Origin of the sequence: Streptomyces phaeochromogenes, assembly GCF_001418655.1 — a bacterium.
Classification (GTDB): Bacteria; Actinomycetota; Actinomycetes; order Streptomycetales; family Streptomycetaceae; genus Streptomyces; species Streptomyces phaeochromogenes.
This window is the reverse complement of record NZ_LIQZ01000141.1, coordinates 24,924-31,445: the sequence shown is the minus strand read 5'-3', so window position 1 is coordinate 31,445 and position 6,522 is coordinate 24,924. Positions and strand designations below refer to the sequence as shown.

At 72.0% G+C, this 6,522-nt stretch carries 6 protein-coding genes and 1 pseudogene; 4 read left to right on the top strand and 3 right to left on the bottom strand.

The genetic code is table 11. From position 1 onward, the window contains the following. Positions 1-779 (top strand): ABC transporter ATP-binding protein (locus AOK17_RS19590; protein WP_157881361.1); only part of this gene is annotated, 779 nt, incomplete at its 5' end. Beyond that, positions 776-1,417, top strand: a pseudogene (locus tag AOK17_RS48580) (ATP-binding cassette domain-containing protein); the annotation flags it as partial. The gene AOK17_RS19590 and the pseudogene AOK17_RS48580, both read left to right, overlap by 4 nt. 13 nt (positions 1,418-1,430) lie before the next feature. Here the strand turns inward: AOK17_RS48580 and AOK17_RS52305 are convergent. Together AOK17_RS52305 and AOK17_RS19580 are read right to left on the bottom strand one after the other, a co-directional pair. Beyond that, positions 1,431-2,183 (bottom strand): LysM peptidoglycan-binding domain-containing protein, encoded by a 753-nt coding sequence (locus tag AOK17_RS52305; RefSeq protein WP_063997262.1) that lies wholly within the window; start codon positions 2,181-2,183, stop codon positions 1,431-1,433. Between the two features lie 97 nt (positions 2,184-2,280). Then, the gene (locus tag AOK17_RS19580) at positions 2,281-2,901 is read right to left on the bottom strand and encodes a LysM peptidoglycan-binding domain-containing protein (protein ID WP_055613801.1); all 621 of its coding nucleotides are present in this window, start codon (positions 2,899-2,901) and stop codon (positions 2,281-2,283) included. Positions 2,902-3,479: 578 nt separating this feature from the next. Between AOK17_RS19580 and AOK17_RS19575 the strand changes: the two genes are divergently transcribed. Further along, a complete protein-coding gene (locus AOK17_RS19575) occupies positions 3,480-4,271 on the top strand; it encodes a hypothetical protein (RefSeq protein ID WP_055613800.1) in 792 nt (263 codons plus the stop codon). Between the two features lie 155 nt (positions 4,272-4,426). Beyond that, positions 4,427-4,894 (top strand): hypothetical protein, encoded by a 468-nt coding sequence (locus tag AOK17_RS51670; RefSeq protein ID WP_245697240.1) that lies wholly within the window; start codon positions 4,427-4,429, stop codon positions 4,892-4,894. Positions 4,895-4,977: 83 nt separating this feature from the next. On the opposite strand, the gene der is transcribed toward AOK17_RS51670, so the two are convergent. Then, entirely contained in the window at positions 4,978-6,459 is a 1,482-nt protein-coding gene (der, locus tag AOK17_RS19565) for a ribosome biogenesis GTPase Der (protein ID WP_055613798.1), read from the bottom strand. Positions 6,460-6,522: the final 63 nt, after the last annotated feature.

Here is a 6,522-nt window from a genome sequence, read left to right as displayed (position 1 = left end):
GCCCCCGGACGTACCGCACCACACCGGCCCTCCCCGTGCTCCGCGCCCGTGCCCTCCGCGTCGCCTACGACGGGTTCACCGCTCTGGACGGCGTGGACCTCGATCTGGTCCCGGGCCGGATCACAGCCGTCGTCGGGCCCAACGGGGCCGGGAAGAGCACCCTGTTCCACTGCCTCGCCGGGACCGTACGGCCGGATGCCGGGCGGATCGGGCTCGGGGAGCGGGACATCACCCGGCTGCCCGCCCATGCCCGGACCCGGCTCGGTATCGCCCGCACCTTTCAGCAACTCGCCGTCTTCCCGACCCTGACGGTGGCCGAGAACGTACGCGTGGGTGCCGAGCAGGGGCGTGTCGTGGACGCGGAGGCCGTGGAACGGATGCTGCGGCTGCTCGGGCTCGACGGAGCCGTACGGGCGCTCCCGGCGGCGGGCCTGCCGACCGGCACCCTGCGGCGGGTCGAACTCGCGCGGGCCCTGGCGGGAAGCCCGCGTGTCCTGCTCCTCGACGAACCCGCGGCGGGGCTGGACACGGGTGAGGTGGCGGCGCTGGCCCGCGTGCTGGGGGCGCTGGCCGCGGACGGTACGGCCCTGCTCGTCGTCGAGCACGACCTGGACCTCGTGGCCGACCTGGCCGACACCGTGCACGTCATGACGGCGGGCCGCGTCGTCGCCTCCGGCCCGGCCGACCACGTACTGGAAGGCCTCGACCGGCTCGAACCACACCAGGGGCACCAAGGGAGCCACGGAAACCAAGGGCCCGGAACGGCGGTCGACGGATGAGCGCGCCCGGGATCTCCCTGCGCCACGCGCGCGTGCGGTATGGCCCGCTGGAGGCCCTCCACGGGGTGACACTCCACGCGCCCGCCCCCGGCGTCACCGTCCTGCTCGGCCGCAACGGCTCGGGCCGTACGACCGCGCTGCGCGCCCTCGCCGGAACCGTGCCCCTGTCCCGCGGGGCCGTGGTCTGGGACGGCATGGACGTCACGGGAATGCCCGCGTACGAACGGGCCCGCCGCGGTCTGTGCCTCGTCCCGGACCGCCGTGCCGTCTTCGGTTCGCTCACCGTTCGCGAGAACCTCGGACTCGCCGCCCCCGGCCAGGACTTCACGCCCGCCCTGGACGCGTATCCCCAACTGGGCTCCCTGCTCCCGAGGAAGGCGGGGACCCTCTCGGGCGGCGAGCAGCGCATGCTCGCCCTCTCCCGCGCCCTCCTGGCACGCGCGCGCGTGGTCCTCGTCGACGAACCCGCACAGGGCATGTCCCCGACGGTCGCCGCCCGCACCTACGAGCTGCTGAGCGGCCTCGACGCGTGCGTGATCGTGGCCGAGCAACGCCTGCCGCCCGGCCTGCGCGCAAGGACGGCGATCGTGTACGAACTCCGGCGCGGCGCGGTCGTGTTCGGCGGCGAGGCGACGGAGACGGCGGAGAGGGCTACCTCGGCAACGGCGGGCCCATCAGGACCGGCAGAGGCGTCGAGGCGGCACGGGCCTGCGGGTCCGCCGGGTCCGCCAGGTCCGACACGCCCGGGAGACTCGGGGAGCCGGTGGCAGCGTCCCCCCGAGGGACCGCCGGAGAAGTCACCGGAGGAAGCACCGGAGTGACCAGCCGTCCCGGTCCCGCCCCCTTCGGCAGCTTCAGCATGGTGCCGGTATTCAGCTGCCCCGGGTCCTCTCCGACCATCTTCCGGTTGAGCTTGTAGAGCGCCTTCCAGCCGCCCTTGACGCGGTACCGGCGGGCGATCGACGCGAGCGACTCGCCGGGCCTCACGACATGCGCCCGGCCCTTGAGCTTGTACCTCTTGGAACAGACGGGCCACGCCTCCCAGCCCTGGACGCGCAGCACCTCCTCCGCGACCCGGATCTGCTCGTCGCGCGTGGCGAGGTCCGCGCGCGGCGCGTAGGCCAGTCCGCCGAACGCCTTCCAGGTGGGCTGCCAGAACTGCAGTCCTCCGTAGAACCTGTTCCCGGTGTTCGCGTCCCAGCGGCCACTGCTCTCGCACTGGGCGAGACAGCCCCACGGCCACTGGTCCTTGGCACAGTCGTAGGGCGCCCGGCCCGGCACCGGCGGACCGGGTGCCGTGGGCGGTGGTCCCGCGGGCGGTGGTGCCGCGACCGCCACCTCGGGGGCGAGTACGGCCAGGACGACGGCGACGACAGCCGCGTACCGCATGCTCTTGATCGACATCGGGCCACGCTAGGCAGGGTGGTGACGGCCCATCCGCGAGCCGCGCAGGCGTCCGACGGGGCCCCACCCGGTCGGAGGACCGGATGGGGCCCCGGGCTCACAGCTCCAGCCGCTGGCCGGGGACGATCATGTCGGGGTCCCCGCCGATGGCGGCCTTGTTGGCGGCGTAGATCCGCTGCCAGGTGGTTCCGTGCCGGGCCGCGATGGCGCTCAGCGTGTCGCCGCCGCGGACGGTGTAGTCGCCGCGGGACGAGCCGCGGCCGGTGTGGCCCGTCGAACGGTCCGGCGCCTTCGCCGGCTTCGACGGGGCGGCCTTGGTGGTGGGGGTGCTGGGTGCGGACGCCGCGGGCGCACCGCCGGACGCGCCCGCGCGTGACGAACAGGTGGGCCAGGCGCCCCAGCCCTGTCCGCGCTGAACCTTGGTGGCGACAGCGATCTGCTGCGCCTTGGATGCCTTGTCGGCGGTGGACGCGTAGGCCGAGCCGCCGTACGCGCGCCAGGTGCCGGCGGAGAACTGGAGTCCTCCGTAGTAGCCGTTCCCGGTGTTGATGTGCCAGTTGCCGCCGCTCTCGCACTGGGCGATGCGGTCCCACACTCCGCTGTCCGCCGCCGCGGCGTTGCCGGTGGCGGCCAGCAGTCCGAGCGGGGCGAGCAGTGCCGCCCCGGCGAGGACCGCCGTGGTGCGGGTCTTACGAGTGGTATCGGCACATTCGGACATGTAGTTCCCTCTCCAAGGACCCGGGCTCCCCCAAGGCGGCACGGAAGGTCCCACGTGTCGACGCGGCCCTTCCGTTTCACCCCGTCCGCCGGAGATGGTGCTGGTGCTACTGGTGGCGCTTGTGGTGATGCTGGTCGTACTTCTGGCTGACTTGCGGTGCAGTCGGCGGACGTACCCGAGCGGTGCTCGTTGCACACGGCGGAGCAATGTAGAGAGCCGGGAGGCCCGGTCACAACCAACTCCTTGTCATTCCAGGCCAGTTCACCGTTACCGGGAGTATCGGCGAATTTGAGACACCCGCTTCATTCGCTGATTTCCGGATTTGTCGACCAACGGACCTGACGATCTGTGACTCACCTCACCGGATCAACTTCCTTGGACGCCCGAGAAGTTGGCGTGGAGTAACAGATTCCGCAGCCGGGTTCACCCTGTGCGCAGGATGGTTCGATTCCGTTCGCTCTCGGGCGTGACTCCGGCCACAGATCGCCCGTTGTCTTCTTCATGAGCCGGGAACCCATCCGGTTCATGGGCCGGGGGCCACCCGGCCGCACCACGCACCGCATCCCGAGGAGCCACCCGTGCCGCGCATGCTCGACGTCAGCGACGACGTACGCGCCGAGATCGGCGACGAAGAAGCCGACCGGCTGCTCGCCGGAGAGAACGCCCCGGGCAGTTACGACTGCACGTCCTGCCGCACCCAGGGCGACTCCGAACAGGAGCGCACCAGCACCGTCCTGTTCATCGGCGACGAGACCGCCGTACTCGCCTTCGCCCACGCCACCTGCCTGCCCTCGCAGGTCGTCCAGGTGACCGAGGAGCAACTGCAGGGCGCCGTCCGTTCCATCACCGGCGACTCCATCACCGGGGACGAGCGCCCCGCCGAGGCCCTGCCCGAGCAGGCCGTCCTCGGAGTCACCAGCGGGCTCGTCCTGCTCGGCGGCGAGCTGCACCCCGCGCTCGTCGTCGAGCCGACCGGACGCATCGCCCGGCCCGGCACGACGGGAGGAGCGGGCGACGACTTCCTGCCGCTCCTCATCGAGCAGGGCTTCATGCCGCTGAGCCAGATCACCGAAGTGCCGCCCGTACTGCACGGCTGGTCCGTGCTGCTCGCCATGGGCCAGCTGCACGCGGTCCTGCAGCCCGGCACCGGCGGCGGCTCGCCCGTCGCCTGGTGGCAGGCCCACCAGCCGCTCCAGGTCACCGACAGCTGGCGCGCTGCCGCCAACAAGCACCAGCAGGTGCTGCTGTTCGCGGCCCCGGTCGGCTCGATCGGCCGCCAGCCCCGCGAGGACCTGCTGCGCCAGGCCCTCGACAAGGCTGCCGCGGGAGGCCAGCTGGTGGCGAGCGCGATGCCCCTGGCCGGCACCTGAGCACGGGCCCCGGTCCACGAATGCGCCGGAAACACCCCCGGTGACCGGCCAATGCGGACCGTCGGCCGCATCCGAAGGGCGGCGGGGTCGTTGGCACAGACGTGCACACCTACGACTCCCCCCGCCGCCTGCCGTACACGTCCCCCATCCCGGCCATGCGGCCGGTACAGGACACCGCGGGCACCCCTTCGGCCACGCCGATCTACGACGCGCTCTTCGCGGAGTTCCGCAAGGCCTTCCGGACCCTGCCGGGCGACCGCAGTGGCGAGGAGGAGCTCGGCTTCACGGCTTTCGGGACCGGGCCCCACGGCGGAGGCCTCTACGGCTCGGGTCTGCACGGCTCGGGTCTGCACGGCTCGGGTCTGCACGGCTCGGGCCTGCACGGCTCGGGCCTGCAGGGTTCCGGCCTGCACGGGACGGGGCTGCTCAGCACGAGCTCGTACAACTCGGGTGCGTACACGCCGACCGCGTACGGCATGCGGCACGTCGGGCAGCACCAGACGGGGCAGGTGTCCGCGCACCAGAGCCAGACCGTCACGTCCGTCTGGCAGCCGGTGGCGCGGCAGCACGCCACCGGCCTGATCCCGGCGGCGCTCCCGCCCGGACCGCGCCGGGAACGCTGAGTCACCGGGAAGACTGAGGCACATGGGTGAGGGCCCCGCAGTTCTGCGGGGCCCTCACCCATGTGCGCACACGTGCCGTGCGGCTACTTCTTCCGGCCGCGCTTCTCGCGCACCCGCACCGAGATGTGGATCGGCGTGCCCTCGAAGGTGAACTCCTCGCGCAGCCGGCGCTCCACGAAGCGGCGGTAGCCGTGCTCGATGAAGCCGGAGGAGAACAGCACGAACCGCGGCGGCTTGGTGCCCGCCTGGGTGCCGAAGAGGATGCGGGGCTGCTTGCCGCCCCGGACCGGGTGCGGGTGGGCGGCGACCAGCTCACCCAGGAAGGCGTTCAGCCGGCCCGTGGGAACACGTGCCTCCCAGCCCTCGATCGCGGTCTCGATCGCGGGGACGAGCTTCTCCATGTGCCGGCCCGTACGCGCCGAGACGTTGACCCGGGGCGCCCAGGCGACCTGGGCGAGCTCGGTCTCGATCTCGCGCTCCAGGTAGTAGCGGCGCTCCTCGTCGAGGGTGTCCCACTTGTTGAAGGCGAGGACGATCGCGCGCCCGGCCTCGACGGCCATCGTGACGATGCGCTGGTCCTGGATCGAGATGGTCTCGGAGGCGTCGATCAGGATGACGGCGACCTCGGCCTTCTCGACGGCCGCGGCCGTACGCAGCGAGGCGTAGTAGTCGGCGCCCTGCTGGAGGTGGACGCGCTTGCGGATACCGGCCGTGTCGACGAACTTCCAGGTGACACCGCCGAGTTCGATGAGCTCGTCGACCGGGTCACGGGTGGTGCCCGCGACCTCGTTGACGACCACACGGTCCTCGTTCGCCACCTTGTTCAGGAGCGACGACTTGCCGACGTTCGGACGGCCGATGAGGGCGATGCGGCGCGGGCCGCCGATCGCGGTACCGAAGGTCTGCGCGGGAGCCTCCGGCAGCGCCTCCAGGACGGCGTCCAGCATGTCGCCGGTGCCGCGGCCGTGCAGTGCGGAGACGGGGTGCGGCTCGCCGAGGCCCAGGGCCCACAGGTACGAGGCGTCGGCCTCTCCGCTCATGCCGTCGACCTTGTTGGCGCACAGGACGACGGGCTTGCCGGCCTTGCGGAGAAGGCGTACGACCGCCTCGTCGGTGTCGGTGGCGCCGACCTTGGCGTCGACGACGAAGACGACCGCGTCGGCCGCCTCGATCGCGTACTCGGCCTGCGCGGCCACGGACGCGTCGATGCCGAGGACGTCCTGCTCCCAGCCGCCGGTGTCGACGAGCTTGAAGCGGCGGCCCGCCCACTCGGCCTCGTAGGTGACGCGGTCGCGGGTGACGCCCGGCTTGTCCTCGACGACGGCCTCCCGGCGGCCGATGATCCGGTTCACCAGGGTCGACTTGCCGACGTTCGGACGGCCGACGACGGCGAGGACCGGGAGCGGGCCGTGGCCGGCCGCCTCGATCGCGCCCTCGATGTCCTCGACGTCGAAGCCCTCTTCCGCGGCGAGCTCCATGAACTCCGCGTACTCGGCATCGCCAAGCGCCCCGTGCTCGTGCTCGGCAGGGCCTGCCGAGCCGTCGGGCTGGATGTGGTCGCTCATGAAGTCCGTACCTCGTAGTTCATCGTGGTGATCGGTGGACCGCCCGTATCAGGTGATCCACTA